This window comes from Limnohabitans sp. Jir61 (genome assembly GCF_003063545.1).
In the GTDB taxonomy this organism is placed as follows: Bacteria; Pseudomonadota; Gammaproteobacteria; order Burkholderiales; family Burkholderiaceae_C; genus Limnohabitans.
Genome location: NZ_NESD01000004.1, coordinates 99,979 through 115,614, shown reverse-complemented (window position 1 = coordinate 115,614; position 15,636 = coordinate 99,979). Strand labels below are relative to the sequence as shown.

The following is a 15,636-nucleotide window of genomic DNA, read 5'->3' as shown; positions in this document are numbered from 1 at the left end:
ATTTGCGTAAGAAGTACCAGGAGTTCCTAAGATGCACAAGTTTGATGAAATGTACGCCCAGCTGCCGTTTGTGGACAGTGCGGTGCGCCCCCACTACCGGAACTACTTGGATTGGCTCAAGCGCCAAGATCCGCAGACCATGCGCGACAGACGCGAAGAAGCCGAGATGATTTTCCGTCGCGTCGGCATCACCTTTGCGGTGTACGGCGATAAAGACGAAGACGGTGCAGGCACCGAGCGACTCATTCCTTTTGATTTGATCCCTCGCATCATCCCCGCCCACGAGTGGACGAGCATGCAAAAGGGCTTGGTGCAGCGCGTGAATGCGCTCAACATGTTCATTCACGACGTGTATCACGAGCAAGGCATTCTCCAAGCCGGCATCATCCCCAGCGAACAGATTTTGAACAACGCGCAGTACCGCCCTGAGATGCGTTGGGTCGATGTGCCGCACAAGGTGTATTCGCAAATCAGCGGCATCGACATCGTGCGTGCGCCCGATGCACAAGGCAACGGCGAGTACTACGTGCTGGAAGACAACTTGCGCGTGCCCAGCGGCGTGAGCTACATGTTGGAAGACCGCAAGATGATGATGCGACTCTTCCCCGAGTTGTTCAGCCAACACCGCGTGGCCCCTGTGGCGCATTACCCCGACTTGTTGCTAGAGACTTTGCGTGCCAGCAGCCCATCCACTACCGACGACCCGACCGTGGTAGTGCTGACACCCGGCATGTACAACAGCGCCTACTTTGAGCATGCGTTCTTGGCGCAGCAAATGGGTGTGGAATTGGTCGAAGGCCAAGACCTGTTTGTGAAAGACGGCTTTGTTTACATGCGCACCACACGCGGGCCTAAACGCGTGGACGTGATTTACCGCCGTGTGGATGATGACTTCTTAGACCCTAGTGTGTTCCGCGCCACATCGACGTTGGGCTGCGCCGGTTTGATGGATGTTTACAAGGCAGGCCATGTGAACATTTGCAACGCGGTGGGCACAGGCATTGCCGATGACAAATCCATCTACCCCTATGTGCCGCAAATGATTGAGTTCTATTTGGGCGAAAAGCCCATCTTGAATAACGTGCCTACATTTCAATGCCGCAAGAAAGAAGATCTCGACTACACGCTGGCGCATTTGAGCGAGCTGGTGGTGAAGGAAGTGCACGGCGCTGGCGGCTACGGCATGTTGGTCGGGCCTGCGGCGACCAAGGCTGAGATTGAAGAGTTCCGTCAAGTGTTGCTGGCCAAGCCTGATGGCTATATTTCGCAGCCCACGCTGAGCTTATCGAGCTGCCCCACTTATGTGGAGAGTGGCGTTGCGCCACGTCACATTGATTTGCGCCCCTTCGTGTTGAGCGGCAAGACCGTGCAAATGGTGCCCGGCGGCTTGACCCGCGTGGCGCTAAAAGAAGGCTCACTGGTGGTGAACTCGTCCCAAGGCGGCGGCACCAAAGACACATGGATTCTTGAGGTTTAACAATGCTGAGCCGTACCGCTGACCACCTGTTTTGGATGTCTCGCTATACCGAGCGGGCCGAGAACACCGCACGCCTGCTGGACGTGAACTACCAAACCTCTTTGCTGCCACAGTCTGCCGAAGTGGCGCTGCTTGGCTGGGAAGGCTTGCTGTCCATCAGCGAGTTGTTGCCTGCCTATCAAGCGCGCCACGGTGACATCACGCCACAACGCGTGATGGAGTTCATGGTCAAAGACGAAAGCAACCCGTCTTCCATCATCTCGTGCCTGCGCGCTGCGCGTGAGAACGCACGTGCTGTGCGCGGTAGCCTCACCACTGAAGTGTGGGAAACGCAAAACCAAACGTGGTTGGAGTTGAACCGTTTGCTCAAGAGTGGTTTGCTCGAGAGCGACCCCGGTGAGTTTTTTGAATGGGTCAAATTCCGCTCACACCTCTCACGCGGCGTGACCGTGGGCACCATGTTGATGGACGAAGCCTTGCACTTCATGCGCTTGGGCACGTTCCTAGAGCGCGCCGACAACACCGCACGCTTGGTGGATGTGAAGTTCCATGCCGTGCATGGCGACTTGTTTGCCGATGGCAGCGAGAAAACGCAGCAACACGACTTCTACCACTGGAGCGCGATTTTGCGCAGCGTGTCTGGCTTTGAGATTTACCGCAAGGTCTATCGTGATGTGATTCACCCCGAGCGCGTGGCCGAGTTGCTCATCCTTCGTGCCGATATGCCGCGTTCGCTCCATGCGTGCTTGAACGAAGTGGTGAACAACATCTCGATGGTGTCGGACGACCGCTCGTTAGAGAGCTATCGCCGGGCGGGCAAGCTGTGCGCCGAAATGGAGTTTAGCCGCATTGAAGAAATTTTGGCCAATGGCTTACACGCCTACCTCACACAGTTCTTGGACCGTGTGAATGAGATTGGCGCGAGCATCAGTCGGGAGTTTTTGGTGCCGAATTGACAAACGTAGTTTTCTTCTCCTAGATTTGATGTCCCCAATTGGTTTGCTGGTTGGGGATTTTTCTTTGTGATTTATCATTTAATAATGAATATTGCCAAATTTAAAATCATTGCCTTTGCAGCGGCCTGTGTTTCATTCAGCACGATTGCGCAAGCCCCTTTAGACATTAGAGTAGCTTTAGTAATTGGGAATGCAGCTTATAAAAACGTTCCGGCGCTAGGGAATTCAATGAACGATGCCAAATCGATGGCCTTGGTGTTACGTAAATTAGGTTTCAATGTGGTTGAGGTATTGGATGGCAGCAAAGATCAAATGGGTAAAGCAATTGATCAAATGCAAAGTTTGCTTAAAGGTAAACAGGCTGTTGGGATGCTTTATTACGCTGGGCATGGATTACAACTAGATTGGCATAACTACATGGTTCCTGTGGATGCAAAGTTGAATCAGGCCAGCGATGTACCAAAGCAGACCATTGATATCGAGAATGTTATTGAAACATTTAAAAAATCAGCAACGCGAATGAACATCATTGTGTTGGATGCATGTCGTGACAATCCTTTCGCTGGTAAGGCAAGCGGCAAAGGGCTGGCTCAGCTGGATGCACCACCAGGTACTTATTTAGCATTTGCAACATCTCCTGGAAACGTTGCAGAAGATGGAGACGAGAGTTCAGGTAATGGACTCTTCACACAGTATTTGCTGAAGGAGTTGCAAAAGCCCGCTCGGATTGAGGACGTATTCAAGCGAGTGCGTTTGCAGGTTCGTCAAAAGAGCCAAGGTCGGCAAATTCCGTGGGATTCCAGTAGTTTGGAAGATGACTTTGCGTTTAACGATGGCGTCAAGCACACCTTTAATCCTGATGACTTGATCAAAGAAGCGCAGCAGGCCAAAGAGCGTGAAATCAAACTGAAGTTAGAGGCTGAAGCTGCGATTCAGCGTGAAAAGAAAATTGCAGAGCAGCAAGCCTTAGAGAAAATCAAATTAGTTGAAGCTCAAAAAATACAAGAGGTCAGCGCAAGACAAAAGGCAGAGGCAGAAGCTAAAGAGCGTGAGCGGCAGTTGCTATTAGCTGCAGAACTGGAACGGCAAAAAGCTCGATTGGCTGCACAGGCCTTGGAAAAGGCCAAGGCGGAAGAAAGTGAAAGAGTTAGAGATTTGGAGCTTGCGAAGGCTCAAGCATCAGAGGAGGCGCGTCGTAATAAATTGTCACGCGAAGAAGCTAAAGAAATTCAGTTTGCACAAGAGAAGGCTGAATGGGACAAAATTAAAAACAGTAGCAACAAAGAAGAACTTTATGCATTCTTGAATAAATACCCAAACGGTCTTGTGAGTGAGCTAGCTACTGCGAAATTAGAACGTCTGGATAAAGCTCAAATTAAGCCACAGGCAGATAAACAAGGTATGACACAAACTTATTTCACTCGACGCTATGTGTCAGGTGAGCAATACGAGTTTGTCGTTAAAGATGGATATACAGACATCGAAAAAGGTTGGTGGATTTATCGCGTAAACAAAGTTGATGATGAAGGCGCAGATGTTGCCGCATCAGTGAGTTGGCGCACTGGGTGGACAACAAGGGCTATGCATGATGGATCGATCGGGAGTGATGGATGGGGTTCATATGACCCGCCATATATTGCTATGCCTGCAGGTATCGTTCAAGTTGGTAAGAAGTGGGCGTTACGTTCAACTTTCACTGATGAAAAAACTAAGGTGGTGAGTTGGGTAGAAATGGAAGGTAAGGTCATTTCTAAAGAAGCGGTGACAGTGCCTGCGGGTACTTTTGATACGTTTCAAATTAAGTTGGAATTTATTTATCAATCAGGTTTGAGACGAATCAATTACTTGTGGTTTGACCCTAGCATGGGTCCTGCTGTCAAGTTTAGAGAGGAAGCTATTTTTCGGTCAGGGCCTAAAAATATTACCCTTCGAGAACTGACTAAAAAAACGCAAAACTAAGAGCTCCAAAATAAAAGGGCGTATGCGAAAACCGCATACGCCCTTTGTCTTTGTAGCGCAGATAGGTGTTAACCGCCGCGACGCATCATGTCGAAGAACTCGACGTTGGATTTTGTCGCCTTCATGCTCTTCAAAACCATTTCCATGGATTCGATTTCGTCCATGTTGTACATGAACTGGCGCAGGATGCGGGTCTTTGACAAGATCTCGGGTGGCAGCAACAGTTCTTCGCGGCGTGTGCCGCTGCGATTGAGTTGAATGGCTGGGAACACGCGCTTTTCGTATAAGCGGCGGTCAAGGTGAATTTCGCAGTTACCTGTGCCTTTGAATTCTTCAAAAATCACTTCGTCCATGCGGCTGCCGGTGTCGACCAAGGCGGTGGCGATGATGGTGAGTGAGCCGCCTTCTTCCACTTTGCGGGCTGCACCAAAGAAGCGCTTGGGGCGCTGCAAGGCGTTGGAGTCCACACCACCTGACAACACTTTGCCGGATGAGGGAACCACGTTGTTGTATGCGCGGGCGAGGCGGGTGATGGAGTCAAGCAAGATGACCACATCTTTTTTCAGTTCGACCAAACGCTTGGCGCGTTCGATCACCATTTCGGCCACGTGCACGTGGCGTGCGGCGGGTTCGTCAAAGGTAGACGCAATCACTTCGGCTTTGACCGAGCGCTGCATTTCTGTCACTTCTTCAGGGCGCTCATCGACGAGCAACACCATCATGTGTGCGTCAGGGTAGTTGGCCGAAATCGCGTGAGCGATGTGCTGCATCATCACGGTCTTACCGCTCTTGGGCGGGGCGACGACCAAGGCGCGTTGGCCTTTGCCGATGGGCGCAATGATGTCGATGATGCGGCCGGTGATGTTTTCTTCACCTTTGATGTCGCGTTCCAACTTCATCTGTTCGCGGGGGAACAGGGGGGTCAAGTTCTCGAACATGACCTTGTGCTTGTTGTTCTCAGGCAGGTCGTCGTTGACCTTGTCGAGCTTGGTCAATGCAAAGTAACGCTCGCCATCTTTGGGGATGCGCACTTCGCCTTCGATCATGTCGCCGGTGTGCAGGTTAAAGCGGCGCACTTGGCTGGGGCTGATGTAAATGTCGTCTGTCGAGGCGGTGTAGCTGGTGTCGGGGCTACGCAAGAAGCCAAAGCCGTCGGGCAAGATTTCGAGCACACCGTCGGCAAACACCTGTTCACCTGCTTTAGCGCGTTTTTTGATGATGGCAAACATCAGCTCTTGCTTGCGCATGCGGCCGGTGTTTTCGATTTCGAGGGCTTCGGCTTGTTTCAGCACTTCAGACACGTGCAGTGCCTTGAGTTCGTTCAGATGCATCTTGGGACTCCAGAGGGGAGTTCGTTAAAAAATTGGGGGGAGGGTCGGAGCGAGGAGAGAAATACCTCTGGACCGGAATTCAAGCCCTGATGGGGAGCCGAGTAGCCTCATGGGCCGCAAGGTGAATTCGAAACGGATTATGGCAGGAAAAAAGCCCGCAGACTGAAGAATCTGCGGGCTTTCTAGAACTAGGCGTTTGGCGCTGAATTAGGCCAGTTGCTGGTTGATGAAGTCGGTCAGTTGGGCTTTGCTCATGGCGCCCACTTTGGTGGCTGCCAATTGGCCGCCTTTGAACACCATCAGGGTAGGAATGCCACGAATGCCCAATTTACCTGGGATGTCGCGGTTTTCGTCCACATTCATTTTGGCGATTTGCAGCTTGCCTTCGTAGGCTGTGGCCACTTCGTCCAAGATGGGGGCAATCATTTTGCAAGGACCGCACCACTCAGCCCAATAGTCCACCAAGACGGGCTTGTCCGCTTGCAAGACGTCTGCTTCAAAGCTGGAGTCGGTGATGTGTTTGATCAAATCGCTGGCCATGGTTTTATTTCCTCTTTCAATTGGCGATAGAGCTACAGTTGGGGCATTGTGGCAGAAACCAAGTACCCCCATGAAAACTCTCACCATTGATGTTGTTTCGGATGTTGTCTGTCCCTGGTGCTATATCGGCAAAAGGCGTTTAGAGCGTGCTTTGGCACTTTTATCAATTCAGCACCCAGATGTCGACCCAGAGGTGCACTGGCACACCTTTCAGCTCAACCCAGACATGGCGCCCGAAGGTATGGCACGCGCGGACTATGTGTCAAACAAGTTTGGTGACGAAGCTACCGCAATTTACGATCGGGTGGCTGGCGTCGGCAAAGAGGTGGGTATTCCATTCGCTTTTGACAAAATCAGCCGCCAACCCAACACCGTCGTGGCGCACAGCCTGATAGCGGTGTCTGAGCCTGGCATGCAACAAGACGCCATGGTGGAAGCCTTTTTCAAGGCCTACTTTTTAGAAGGCAAGGATTTGACCGAGGCGTCTGTCTTGATGGACATTGCCGAGTCCGCCGGCATGGACCGTGCAGTGGCTGAGGCACATTTGCAAAATTCAGCCCTGCACAGCCAAACCATAGATAGTGACAAGGCCGCACGTGAAATGGGCATCACGGGTGTGCCGTTTTTCATCTTCAACCGTCAAGTGGGACTGTCAGGCGCGCATGAGGCCGAAACCCTGCTGCAAGGCATGGAAGAAGCGATGAACGCAGCCACCGACGATTAATTCTTTTCGATCAGCGGCGTTGTAGTGGGCTGCGCTGCAGCCGCCACGCGGTAGATGAGGTGGTAGGTCAAGCCCACAAACACGCTGCCGCCCACCAGGTTGCCCAAAATCACGGGCACCAAGTTGCCAAACATGCCGGCCACAGTCAGAGCGTTACCCGCTGTCGCAGGTTCGAAGTATTGAATGATCAGCGCAAGCTGCATGAAATACATATTGGCAATGCTGTGCTCAAACCCCGCCGCCACAAAGGCGGTGATGGGGAAGACGATGGCAATTACCTTGTCCATCACACTGCGACCCGCCATGGCCATCCACACAGCCATGCATACCAATACATTGCATAGCACGCCTCTGAAAAACGCTTCGTGCCACACCAAGTTTTGTTTGTTCAGAGCAATTTTCAATACCGTGGCACCAATTGCACCACCATTGGCGTGGGTGTGACCGCTCAAGTACACCAAGAGTGCAAGGCCCGTGGTACCCACAAAGTTGGCCGCGCACACCCACAACCAGTTGCGCAACACTTCGCGTGTGGTGATTTGCCTATCGGCCCAAGCCATGGCCAGCAGGTTGTTGCCCGTGAAGAGCTCTGCTCCAGCAATGATCACCAAAATTAGACCTAAGCAAAATACAAAGCCGCCCAAGAGCTGACTGACGGCAAAGCTCAAACTGGCATCAGACTTGACGATGACAAAGAACAACCCACCCAAACCGATGAATGTGCCCGCCAACAAGCCAAGCATGACTAAGGGCAGGGTGGCCATGTGCGCTTTGGCCACGCCCACAGTTTCGACTTTGAGAGCAATTTCTTTGGGGGAGTAGGCGTCAGAGCCAAACAGTTCGGGCATGGTGTGTTTCGTTGCTGTTGATTTGCTTAATTTACTACTTCAAATGGCAGAATTGGTGCACTCTTTGTTTTTTCGGAGCTCATTCATGCCTGACACATCTTCCAACATGGTTCGCGCCTTGGTTTTGCGAGAGCTTGAAGCTGGCAAGCGCGACGATGGGCTTTGGCTGCAAGCCATGGCGGAATCAAAGATGGATAAAAGTAAAGCGCAGGTACGCTATGTGGCGCTTCGCACACAAGCCATGCAGGGCGATGTAAAGGGTTTGTTGATCAAACAAATCCGTGGTGCGGTGGCTAAAGACAGTGGCAGCTCTGGTGTGCGTTTGAGCAATGCGGGGTTGGCCGATTATTTGGCCGCAAAAACTACTTCTTCAGGGAATAAGTAGGTCGCAAGTTAGGTGGCATCAGCAATACGGGGCGACGCTTTTTGGGTTTGATTTGTGACTGCTTGATCGACTCAAACAAGGTGGTTTGGGCTGATGGCACAGGCAGCTTGAACTCGTCATAAATTTTGATGCGTGTTGCCGCAGCTTTACGCTGAACGAGTTGCGATGTCATCAAGTGGACGTAGGCATCGCGGGCGCTTTCTTCCCAAACATCCCATTCTTCGCGGAAAGTCTTGATATGACCGCGCAAAAACGTATCTAGTTCTTCGCTTGCCACTTCGTGCTGAATCGTTTCGCCTGCTTTGTCTAAGTATGGTTGAAGGAGGTCGGGCTCATCAGATTCAGACTCGGTTGAGGCTTCAGCCGATGGCGCAGCATTGGCAGCCGTTTCAGGTGCGCTGGGTACTGGTGCCCCTTGTTGCGGGTTCTCTGTCAAGGGCGAAGGCGCATCAGTTCCAGGCGCAGCCTCAAGCTGCTCGCTGGTTTCAGCGGGCGCAGCGACCTGAGGCGGTACATTTGCAGTGCCCGCTAGGTCTGGAGTTACTTGGGTCGTTTCTTCAGCCATCTCATGCATATCGGCACGAGTTAAGGGGTACTTTAGCGCGGGTTCTGAATATTTTTCTTCAGCCTATGGGTAACGGGTCTAAAAAATTAGATCGTGAAGGGTTTATCAGCGCGATGTATTTGAATTGCTGTGAATACTGATATCCCAAGCAAGATGGCTGCGCCAGTGTTGTGCAGAACAGCCATGCCCAATGGCCATTGAAGCCAAACATTGCCGATACCAATCAATACCTGAGCAATCACAGCGACCAGCATGGCATTGCCCATGGGGCGAGTTTCAGTCTGTTTTCTTAATTGAATGGCAAAAGCTATGCACGCGCACATCACCACTAAGGCGAAATTTCGATGGGTCCAATGAATGGCCGTCAATGTTTGCAAACTGAGCATTTGTCCATCGGTGGTTTGTCCCAGTTCTCGGTTGAAGACAAACGCATGTGACCACTCTAAATTAGATGGCATCCACTGACCTTGACACAGAGGGTAGTCAGAACACGCCATGGCTGCGTAATTGGTGCTTGTCCAACCACCTAAAGCGATCTGTGTCAGGACGAGGGCCGTCACGGCCCAAGCTGATACTTTGATGGCTGGTGTGCTGAATTCAACCCACGCCAAAGTTTGTTTGGCATACATGCCAACGAGGGTTGCAAGTATGAGCATGCCGCCCAACAAGTGAAGTGTCACGATGACGGGTTTGAGAAGCCATGTCACGGTCAACATACCAAGCGCGGCTTGCACGCCTACCAAACCGACCAAGAAGAGGGAGGGCACGATCAAGGTCGAATGGCGACGTGGCCAAATGGAGAGCACAGCAAGTGCTGCAATGAGCAAACCCAAAATACCTGCCAAGTAGCGATGGATCATTTCTTTCCAGGCCTTGCCTGCTTCGACAGGCGCATGAGGGAAAGCAGTTTCTGCATGGCTGATTTCCTTGTGACTGTCGGGAACGCCTAAGAGCTTTCCATAGCAACCTGGCCAATCAGGACAGCCCAAACCCGCATCCGAGAGGCGCACATAGGCCCCAAGACTGACGACGCACAGTGTTAAAACAATGCAAAGGGTAAGGAGTTTGTGGCGAGCAGTGAACAAAATCGAAACTCCAAAATTTCAAGGTTAGAAAGTTGTCTCAAATCTTAATTGCATTCAATTTCAGTTGCATTGAATGGGGGTATGCCTTGTCGGCTAAGCAATGGGTAGCGTTGATTCAAAGTAGCGCTGAAAACTGTATGCCAATCCCGATAGCATGGCGGCTGTACCAATGAGAAGGCTCAAGACAATCGCTCCGATGGTGGCCCATTGCGTTTGTCCGGCTTGATGCAAGTGGTCTGCGCTGGGATTGAATTTTTGATTCCACTCCTCGGTTCGCATGAGTCCAAATACGATCGCGTTTAAACAGGTGGCAGCTACCAAGAAACCAAACATGGGAAGGAGCCACCAGCTGATGACATCATCCAAACCATATTGCTGCACACGTAAGAATCCGTAGATTCCTAGGGCTGTTGGAATTGGAAGCATCCAACCTAACGTATCTCCCCAACCAAAGAGGTAGAACCGATGAAAGCCCAAGGGGCCGAATAATAATGTCATCCAAGCAGCCAGTGTTTTATTTTTCATTTCAGCGTCCAGGTTGGTCCCATGAGTTGGCAGCGCGAAGCAGGCGTTCTAAATCGCGTTTGATTTTTGTAGGGGCATCTCCAACATCTGCATGACTTGGAAAGCGCATCATCCAACGGCCCATGGGATCTACCAAATACAAATGGTCTTTCAGTTGTCCACCATTAGCCGGATAGAGCCACTGAGAAAGTTCGTTCGTATCAACTCTTAAAACGGTAGCCCCTTGCAGCGCTTCAACCAAGGACGCGTCCACAGGTTCTGAGTTGGAGATCAACCACAACCGATCTAGCTTGTCTTGTTGCTTGCCCAAGCTTTTGTGGAGTTGTCGTTGTACATAAAGCAGTTTCTCGCATGCTTGTTCACACTTGCCATTTGAGACTGCAATAAACAGCCATTGATCACGCAGGCTTTTCAGTTGAACGGGTTGCCCCTTGAGGTCTTTAGCCACGATTGCGGGAAGATCGCGCTGTGGCTCGATGAGTTCCCCATACGAAGCGCTTCCTTGGGGGCGGATGACGTAGTAAGTCAGATACGAAAACAAAATGGGCGCTGCACAAATTGCAAAGACCAGCAACATACGAATGCGACCAGTTCGGGTGCGCGCCTCATCCTCCATGGCAACTTGCACGGGTGACGGTAAATCGTAAACAGTCAATCCAATAGGTTCGGATTTAGAGTTTGGTGGTACTTGGGTCATTTTTTAACTTTAGATAGATCTGAAACCAACCAAACAATCCGATGCTCAAGAAAGCGAGTGCAAACCATTGCAGCGCATAAGCTCGGTTTTTGTCGGCGCCTGATAGGCTAGCTGGCCAGTCGCGAATAAGTCCCTCAGATGCTGAGCCAGTTTGCAATACATTGGCCACAAAAGTAAGCCCAGTCTCTTGCGAGAACTCTTCAATATCGATATTTTGCCTGAGAGGGTTTAGCCGTGGGGTGTCAGATGGCTTTGCATGGGTAGGTGAGAGTTCCATCATCTTCGAAGGTGCATGCACCCATCGGCCCTCCACACGAACGACGCCAGAAGGCGTTTCAATTGTCGGCAGTTTGTCACTTTGCACCAAATCCCGAGCAACCCAGCCTCGTTGAACCAATAAGACTTGGTTGGGTGCGATTTGCAAAGGTGTGAGCACCCAAAAGCCAGGCTTTCCTTGCAAGGCTCTATTTTCTAGATAGACTGTCCATTGATGCAGCCATTGGCCTTGCACGTCGATGCGTCGTTGAAGATTTTCAGACCTAGAAGGTGAGTTCGAAAAATCTTGAGCCGTTAAGGGCGGAAGTTTTGCCTGCGCTTGTTCTATTGAATAAAGAGACTCCTTGAACTGAGCTCTTCCGAGTTGCCAGTACCCTAATCGGACGGTGATGCCCGCGACGATTGCAGTCGCCGTAAGTAAGACCCACCAATGACGTGAGAACAAGGCTTGAGAGGTGAATCGAAATCGCATTGGTTAGTCCAACAGTCTTTATTGCAAATAAAAAGACATAATTAGTGGCATGAAAATCATCATCGGCATTGCATTCTTGGGCATCCTCATCAGTCTTGGCGCAGCTGGTCTTTTTATGTTGCGTCGCCCCGACCCAGAAAAACCAAAAAACAAAAGCATGGTGAATGCCTTGACCTTACGCATTGGTCTCTCGGTCGCTTTGTTTTTAATGATTCTTTTGCTATGGGCTTTTGGCTATATTGAGCCAACAGGCATTATCCCTGGGCAGCAGTAAAGCTATCTATTTCATTTATAAAAAAGGCCGTCAATCGACGGCCTTTTTTTTGTTCTAAATTAATTAGAGCCAGTAAACCAACACGTAAAGGCCCAGCCAGACCACGTCTACAAAATGCCAGTACCAAGCAACACCTTCGAATCCAAAGTGTTTCTCAGCTGTGAAGTGGCCCTTTTGCAGACGCAGGGTGATGATGAGCAACATCAGCGTACCCAAGAAAACATGGAAGCCGTGGAAGCCTGTCAACATGAAGAAGGTGGATCCAAAAATGCCAGAAGACAATTTGAGGTTCAACTCTGCGTAGGCATGGTGATATTCATAGCCTTGTAATACCAAGAAACATGCACCGAGTAAGACTGTCATCCACATAAAGAGGATGGTTTTGCTTCGATCGCTTTCACGCAGTGCATGATGTGCAATGGTGATGGTTACACCAGAACTCAGCAGCAATGCTGTATTGATGGTAGGCAGCCACAGTGGTGACATCGTCACAAATGGCTCAATGGTTTGAGCGGGAGATGCAGTGACGCCTTCAGCAACGCTAGGCCAAATGGCTTTGAAATCTGGCCACAACAACGCGAAATTGTCTGCCTCACCTAAATTCGGGACAGAGTGTGCACGAGCCCACCAAAGCGCACCGAAAAACGCAGCGAAAAACATCACTTCAGAAAAGATAAACCAGCTCATGCTCCAGCGAAAAGAAGCATCGATGTTGTCACCGTAAACGCCTGTTTCACTTTCATGAATAGCATCCCCAAACCATTGATAAAGCACAGTCAAGAGAATAGCCATACCGAGGAGTAGGGAGTATTGACCCCAGCTTGAGTCGTTGACCCACTGACTTGCACCTAAGATGACAAAAAACAAGCCTAGGGCAGCCATCGCTGGATGGCGCGATGGCTCAGGCACGAAATAGTGTGGAACGGAACCGTGCGAATTGGCACTCATGCTTCTCTCCTGAATAAACCTAGACAACTAAATTGACCACGACGATCAATCCAATGACAAAAAACAAGCCCGACACAAGTCCCACAAAAATGAGTTGTGCAGGTTTTACTTGGGACAAATCTTTTTGAGACTCGCTGCGTTTACGAATTCCTAAAAAAGACCATGCGACCGACTGAAAGGCACGCAGTGTGGAGCGCCAAAGAGGAACTGCTGGTGAATCAAGACTCATCCGTCCCTCCAATCATCACAGGTCGGATGGAGGCCGATGGCACGCCCGACCCCACTTCGAAGAAGGTGTAGGACAGCGTGATGGTTTTCACGTCTTTAGACAGTTTCGGTGACACGTAGAAAACGACGGGCCAAGACTTCTTTTCGCCTGGCGCGAGTGTGTACTCTTTGAAGCAAAAACATTCCAATTTGTTGAAATGGGATTGCGCTTCACGAGGTGCATAACTGGGAATCGCTTGTGCCGACATGGTTCGATCCTGCACATTTTGAAAATCGAACATGACTGTAATTAGCTCCCCAGGATGTACTTGAACAGAACGCTTTTCAGGCGTGAATTGCCAAGGACCACGCACATTGGTATCGAATTCAACTGTGAGAGTGCGTGAGGTATCTACCTGGGTATTGGTCAAACCTGCGCGTCCATTCATTGAGCCACTGGCTTCGCGCTCGCTCAGGGCCAAAATGTTGACCCCTGTCCATTCACAAAAAGCTTTGTACATCGGGACGAGCAAATAACCAAAGGCAAACATGACAAGCGTGACTGCAAAGAGCTTGCTCATCAAGCTGAAATTTTTGTTCAATCCAGTCATGCCTTGCCCAGCAAAGTCATCTTGATGATGAACCCGCAGAAAAAGACGGCAACCACGCTCGCCAAAATTAGGGCGAGGCGCAGATTACTTTTCTTTTGTTGAGTGTTCATCATCTTTGTTCTGTTAGCCAATGACTTTGGTCGCTTCGTCGTTCAGCTTTGGAGGGACTTCAAATGTGTGGAATGGTGCAGGTGAGGGAACTTCCCACTCCAAACCTTCCGCACCTTCCCAAGGACGTTGAGGGGCTATTTCACCTTGACCACGCATACAAGGAAGGATGACCATCACAAAGAAGTAGACCTGAGCGATACCAAAGGCGAAAGCGCCCACAGATGCCAATGCGTTGAAATCAGCGAACTGCATTGGGTAGTCGGCATAGCGACGAGGCATACCGGCCAAGCCCAAGAAGTGCATGGGGAAGAAGGTCACGTTGAAAGAAATCAAGGTCCACCAGAAATGCAGTTTGCCACGTGATTCTTTGTACATCACACCTGTCCACTTAGGAAGCCAGTAATAGATGCCAGAGAACATGGCAAACAAAGAGCCAGCAACCAGCACATAGTGGAAGTGGGCCACCACGTAGTAGCCGTCTTGCAGTTGCAAATCAATTGGCGCCATCGACAAAATGAGGCCTGTGAAACCACCCATGGTGAACACAAAGATGAAACCCACTGCAAAAAGCATAGGGGTTTCAAAAGTCATCGAGCCGCGCCACATGGTGGCGATCCAGTTGAAAACTTTCACGCCCGTAGGAACGGAAATCAACATGGTGGCGTACATGAAAAAGAGCTGACCTGTCACTGGCATGCCAGTGGTGTACATGTGGTGAGCCCAAACAATGAACGACAAAATCGCAATCGATGCAGTGGCGTAAACCATCGATGAATAGCCAAACAGTTTTTTGCGCGCAAACGCTGGAACCACCTGACTGACGATGCCGAAAGCCGGCAAGATCATGATGTACACCTCGGGGTGACCGAAGAACCAGAAAATGTGCTGAAACATGATCGGGTCGCCACCACCTGCAGGGTTGAAGAAGGTGGTGCCGAAGTGGCGATCAGTGAGGGTCATGGTGATTGCGCCGGCCAACACTGGCATCACGGCAATCAAAAGGTAAGCAGTGATCAGCCAAGTCCAAACAAACATTGGCATCTTCATGAGCGTCATGCCGGGTGCACGCATGTTCAAGATGGTGACCACAATATTGATGGAGCCCATGATCGACGAAGCACCCAAGATGTGCATGGCAAAAATAGCCACATCCATCGAAGGGCCCATCTGCATGGTGAGGGGTGCATACATGGTCCAGCCTGTGGCTGGAGCGCCGCCGGGCATGAAAAAGGTACTGCCCAGCATGGAGGCTGCAGGGATCATCAGCCAAAAGCTGAAGTTGTTCATGCGAGCAAAAGCCATGTCAGGCGCGCCGATTTGTAATGGGATCATCCAATTCGCAAAACCAACGAATGCGGGCATGATGGCGCCAAACACCATGATCAGTCCATGCATTGTGGTGAGCTGGTTGAACAACTCAGGGTTTACGATTTGCAAACCTGGTTGGAACAGCTCGGCGCGGATCAGCAGCGCCAAAATGCCGCCAAAAATCAGCATCGTGAAGGCGAACAGCAAATACAAGGTGCCAATGTCCTTGTGGTTGGTGGCAAACACCCAACGGCGCCAGCCTTCAGGTGCGTGATGATGCTCGTGATCGTGATGGCCAGCTACGTGACCGTGCGAATCGATTACTGCGCTCATGAGA

General features: G+C 50.8%; 19 protein-coding genes. 6 read left to right on the top strand and 13 right to left on the bottom strand.

The genetic code is table 11. The annotated features are described in order from the left end of the window. Positions 1-31 precede the first annotated feature (31 nt). From B9Z35_RS11930 to B9Z35_RS11920, 3 genes are all read left to right on the top strand, one after another. A complete protein-coding gene (locus B9Z35_RS11930) occupies positions 32-1,477 on the top strand; it encodes a circularly permuted type 2 ATP-grasp protein (protein WP_108283937.1) in 1,446 nt (481 codons plus the stop codon). Between the two features lie 2 nt (positions 1,478-1,479). Beyond that, positions 1,480-2,433 (top strand): alpha-E domain-containing protein, encoded by a 954-nt coding sequence (locus B9Z35_RS11925; RefSeq protein ID WP_108283936.1) that lies wholly within the window; start codon positions 1,480-1,482, stop codon positions 2,431-2,433. Between the two features lie 84 nt (positions 2,434-2,517). Further along, a complete protein-coding gene (locus B9Z35_RS11920; RefSeq protein WP_108283935.1) occupies positions 2,518-4,392 on the top strand; it encodes a caspase domain-containing protein in 1,875 nt (624 codons plus the stop codon). A gap of 68 nt (positions 4,393-4,460) precedes the next feature. Here B9Z35_RS11920 and rho read toward each other — a convergent pair whose 3' ends face one another. Both rho and trxA read right to left on the bottom strand, forming a co-directional pair. Then, positions 4,461-5,723 (bottom strand): transcription termination factor Rho, encoded by a 1,263-nt coding sequence (gene rho / locus B9Z35_RS11915; RefSeq protein ID WP_108283934.1) that lies wholly within the window; start codon positions 5,721-5,723, stop codon positions 4,461-4,463. 207 nt (positions 5,724-5,930) lie between these two features. After that, the gene (gene trxA / locus B9Z35_RS11910; protein WP_108283933.1) at positions 5,931-6,263 is read right to left on the bottom strand and encodes a thioredoxin TrxA; all 333 of its coding nucleotides are present in this window, start codon (positions 6,261-6,263) and stop codon (positions 5,931-5,933) included. Here trxA and B9Z35_RS11905 point away from each other — a divergent pair. Continuing rightward, positions 6,238-6,987, top strand: a complete 750-nt coding sequence (locus B9Z35_RS11905; RefSeq protein WP_108283932.1) for a DsbA family oxidoreductase — start codon at positions 6,238-6,240, stop codon at positions 6,985-6,987. The genes trxA and B9Z35_RS11905 overlap by 26 nt on opposite strands. On the opposite strand, the gene B9Z35_RS11900 is transcribed toward B9Z35_RS11905, so the two are convergent. Further along, entirely contained in the window at positions 6,984-7,835 is an 852-nt protein-coding gene (locus B9Z35_RS11900; RefSeq protein ID WP_108283931.1) for a formate/nitrite transporter family protein, read from the bottom strand. The two genes, B9Z35_RS11905 and B9Z35_RS11900, sit on opposite strands and share 4 nt — an antisense overlap. A gap of 85 nt (positions 7,836-7,920) precedes the next feature. Here B9Z35_RS11900 and B9Z35_RS11895 point away from each other — a divergent pair, with 85 nt between their 5' ends. Next, positions 7,921-8,220, top strand: coding sequence for a hypothetical protein (locus tag B9Z35_RS11895; protein ID WP_146178994.1), 300 nt, complete (start codon positions 7,921-7,923; stop codon positions 8,218-8,220). Here the strand turns inward: B9Z35_RS11895 and B9Z35_RS11890 are convergent. The 5 genes from B9Z35_RS11890 to B9Z35_RS11870 form a co-directional block, all read right to left on the bottom strand. Then, a complete protein-coding gene (locus B9Z35_RS11890; protein ID WP_108283929.1) occupies positions 8,198-8,785 on the bottom strand; it encodes a hypothetical protein in 588 nt (195 codons plus the stop codon). The two genes, B9Z35_RS11895 and B9Z35_RS11890, sit on opposite strands and share 23 nt — an antisense overlap. An 86-nt stretch (positions 8,786-8,871) precedes the next feature. Beyond that, on the bottom strand, positions 8,872-9,870 hold the full coding sequence (locus B9Z35_RS11885) for a heme A synthase (RefSeq protein WP_108283928.1): 999 nt from the start codon (positions 9,868-9,870) through the stop codon (positions 8,872-8,874). 93 nt (positions 9,871-9,963) lie between these two features. Beyond that, positions 9,964-10,395, bottom strand: a complete 432-nt coding sequence (locus B9Z35_RS11880; protein WP_108283927.1) for a hypothetical protein — start codon at positions 10,393-10,395, stop codon at positions 9,964-9,966. Position 10,396: 1 nt separating this feature from the next. Beyond that, on the bottom strand, positions 10,397-11,092 hold the full coding sequence (locus tag B9Z35_RS11875; protein ID WP_108283926.1) for a hypothetical protein: 696 nt from the start codon (positions 11,090-11,092) through the stop codon (positions 10,397-10,399). After that, positions 11,067-11,840 (bottom strand): SURF1 family protein, encoded by a 774-nt coding sequence (locus B9Z35_RS11870; RefSeq protein WP_108283925.1) that lies wholly within the window; start codon positions 11,838-11,840, stop codon positions 11,067-11,069. The genes B9Z35_RS11875 and B9Z35_RS11870 overlap by 26 nt, the downstream gene beginning before the upstream one ends. Before the next feature lie 49 nt (positions 11,841-11,889). Here B9Z35_RS11870 and B9Z35_RS11865 point away from each other — a divergent pair, with 49 nt between their 5' ends. Then, on the top strand, positions 11,890-12,114 hold the full coding sequence (locus B9Z35_RS11865; protein WP_199219821.1) for a twin transmembrane helix small protein: 225 nt from the start codon (positions 11,890-11,892) through the stop codon (positions 12,112-12,114). 63 nt (positions 12,115-12,177) lie between these two features. Here the strand turns inward: B9Z35_RS11865 and B9Z35_RS11860 are convergent, their stop codons facing one another. From B9Z35_RS11860 to ctaD, 5 genes are read right to left on the bottom strand one after another with little or no spacing between them, the layout of a single operon-like run. After that, positions 12,178-13,062, bottom strand: coding sequence for a cytochrome c oxidase subunit 3 (locus B9Z35_RS11860; RefSeq protein WP_108283923.1), 885 nt, complete (start codon positions 13,060-13,062; stop codon positions 12,178-12,180). A 19-nt stretch (positions 13,063-13,081) separates the two neighbouring features. Continuing rightward, positions 13,082-13,291 carry a DUF2970 domain-containing protein gene (locus B9Z35_RS11855; RefSeq protein ID WP_108283922.1) on the bottom strand — a complete coding sequence of 70 codons (210 nt, stop codon included), beginning with the start codon at positions 13,289-13,291 and terminating at the stop codon, positions 13,082-13,084. Then, positions 13,281-13,880, bottom strand: a complete 600-nt coding sequence (locus B9Z35_RS11850; RefSeq protein ID WP_108283921.1) for a cytochrome c oxidase assembly protein — start codon at positions 13,878-13,880, stop codon at positions 13,281-13,283. Before B9Z35_RS11850 ends, B9Z35_RS11855 begins: the two co-directional genes overlap by 11 nt. Next, positions 13,877-13,993, bottom strand: coding sequence for a cytochrome oxidase small assembly protein (locus B9Z35_RS13120; protein WP_370444130.1), 117 nt, complete (start codon positions 13,991-13,993; stop codon positions 13,877-13,879). The genes B9Z35_RS11850 and B9Z35_RS13120 overlap by 4 nt, the downstream gene beginning before the upstream one ends. Positions 13,994-14,003: 10 nt before the next feature. Beyond that, positions 14,004-15,632: a cytochrome c oxidase subunit I gene (gene ctaD, locus B9Z35_RS11845; protein ID WP_108283920.1), complete on the bottom strand. Its 1,629-nt coding sequence runs from the start codon at positions 15,630-15,632 to the stop codon at positions 14,004-14,006. Between the last annotated feature and the right edge of the window lie 4 nt (positions 15,633-15,636).

What these genes read in the sequence shown, in the direction of transcription:
- B9Z35_RS11930 (WP_108283937.1), top strand. Translation starts at nt 32, where the DNA reads ATGCACAAGTTTGATGAAATGTACGCCCAGCTGCCGTTTGTGGACAGT.
- B9Z35_RS11925 (WP_108283936.1), top strand. Translation starts at nt 1,480, where the DNA reads ATGCTGAGCCGTACCGCTGACCACCTGTTTTGGATGTCTCGCTATACC.
- B9Z35_RS11920 (WP_108283935.1), top strand. Translation starts at nt 2,518, where the DNA reads ATGAATATTGCCAAATTTAAAATCATTGCCTTTGCAGCGGCCTGTGTT.
- rho (WP_108283934.1), bottom strand. Translation starts at nt 5,723, where the DNA reads ATGCATCTGAACGAACTCAAGGCACTGCACGTGTCTGAAGTGCTGAAA.
- B9Z35_RS11905 (WP_108283932.1), top strand. Translation starts at nt 6,238, where the DNA reads ATGTGTTTGATCAAATCGCTGGCCATGGTTTTATTTCCTCTTTCAATT.
- trxA (WP_108283933.1), bottom strand. Translation starts at nt 6,263, where the DNA reads ATGGCCAGCGATTTGATCAAACACATCACCGACTCCAGCTTTGAAGCA.
- B9Z35_RS11900 (WP_108283931.1), bottom strand. Translation starts at nt 7,835, where the DNA reads ATGCCCGAACTGTTTGGCTCTGACGCCTACTCCCCCAAAGAAATTGCT.
- B9Z35_RS11895 (WP_146178994.1), top strand. Translation starts at nt 7,921, where the DNA reads ATGCCTGACACATCTTCCAACATGGTTCGCGCCTTGGTTTTGCGAGAG.
- B9Z35_RS11890 (WP_108283929.1), bottom strand. Translation starts at nt 8,785, where the DNA reads ATGGCTGAAGAAACGACCCAAGTAACTCCAGACCTAGCGGGCACTGCA.
- B9Z35_RS11880 (WP_108283927.1), bottom strand. Translation starts at nt 10,395, where the DNA reads ATGAAAAATAAAACACTGGCTGCTTGGATGACATTATTATTCGGCCCC.
- B9Z35_RS11875 (WP_108283926.1), bottom strand. Translation starts at nt 11,092, where the DNA reads ATGACCCAAGTACCACCAAACTCTAAATCCGAACCTATTGGATTGACT.
- B9Z35_RS11870 (WP_108283925.1), bottom strand. Translation starts at nt 11,840, where the DNA reads ATGCGATTTCGATTCACCTCTCAAGCCTTGTTCTCACGTCATTGGTGG.
- B9Z35_RS11865 (WP_199219821.1), top strand. Translation starts at nt 11,890, where the DNA reads ATGAAAATCATCATCGGCATTGCATTCTTGGGCATCCTCATCAGTCTT.
- B9Z35_RS11860 (WP_108283923.1), bottom strand. Translation starts at nt 13,062, where the DNA reads ATGAGTGCCAATTCGCACGGTTCCGTTCCACACTATTTCGTGCCTGAG.
- B9Z35_RS11855 (WP_108283922.1), bottom strand. Translation starts at nt 13,291, where the DNA reads ATGAGTCTTGATTCACCAGCAGTTCCTCTTTGGCGCTCCACACTGCGT.
- B9Z35_RS11850 (WP_108283921.1), bottom strand. Translation starts at nt 13,880, where the DNA reads ATGACTGGATTGAACAAAAATTTCAGCTTGATGAGCAAGCTCTTTGCA.
- B9Z35_RS13120 (WP_370444130.1), bottom strand. Translation starts at nt 13,993, where the DNA reads ATGATGAACACTCAACAAAAGAAAAGTAATCTGCGCCTCGCCCTAATT.
- ctaD (WP_108283920.1), bottom strand. Translation starts at nt 15,632, where the DNA reads ATGAGCGCAGTAATCGATTCGCACGGTCACGTAGCTGGCCATCACGAT.